At 39.6% G+C, this 757-nt stretch carries 1 protein-coding gene and 1 pseudogene; both read right to left on the reverse strand.

Features of this window, described 5'->3' with window-relative positions; genetic code table 11:
- Positions 1-524: helix-turn-helix domain-containing protein (locus B5E95_RS10420; RefSeq protein WP_162606896.1), on the reverse strand; the 524-nt coding region annotated here is incomplete at its 3' end.
- A 30-nt stretch (positions 525-554) separates the two neighbouring features.
- Positions 555-757: pseudogene (locus tag B5E95_RS10425) on the reverse strand (recombinase family protein); the annotation flags it as partial.

Below are 757 nucleotides of genomic sequence, written 5' to 3' on the forward strand. Positions count from 1 at the left end.
GACAATTTTATTGGTTGCCAATTTGCTTTCAACCCTTGAGGCTTTTCCAAAACCAGCTTGCCATTAACAATTCTAGCTTGGTCGCTCTTGAAGCCTTGCTTGGGAGCCCGCTTAGATTTAAATTTAGGCTTGCCCCAATCTTTTTGAGCCTTATTGAAAAAATTTTGCCAGGCTTTGCCCAAATCCTGTACGGCTAGCTGCAATAGATGGGCTGAATAGCTAAATTGCCAGTCTTCTTTTTCTGCCACTAGTTTATTCCTGATGGCTTTCCAATTAGGCGAAGGATAGCTGGCAAGCATTTCTTCTTGTTCGGCAGTAAATTTGCGTTGACTCTTGGCCTTTCGCAGTTCAGCTTTGATCTCTTTATCAAGCATCAGCTGCCTAATGTCGTATTCGTCATTCCACAAAGCCAAGGCTTCATTCCAGCAGAATCTCCGATAATCGCAATTGCGATCAAAAACAGCCTTCATCTGTTTGTTGGGAAACAGCTCATAGGATTTGGTTTTTATATAGTATTCTGGCATTTTATCCACCTCCTTTTATAGATGCATCGCTTATTCTTTTAAATTAGGATCGTTCTTTATTTTGTTTTTATACCTTCTCAGTCCATAAAGACGGCATGAAAAAACATGAATAACGCTAATTAAGTCTTCCACTAGCTCCTTATCTGGCGAAGTATCCTCATTGTTTAAGACGATTATCTTACAGTCATGCCAAGCACAAAATTCTTGAAAGAACTTAAAGCCAAAACGGATAA

The organism is Lactobacillus gallinarum (assembly GCF_002160635.1).
In the GTDB taxonomy this organism is placed as follows: Bacteria; Bacillota; Bacilli; order Lactobacillales; family Lactobacillaceae; genus Lactobacillus; species Lactobacillus gallinarum.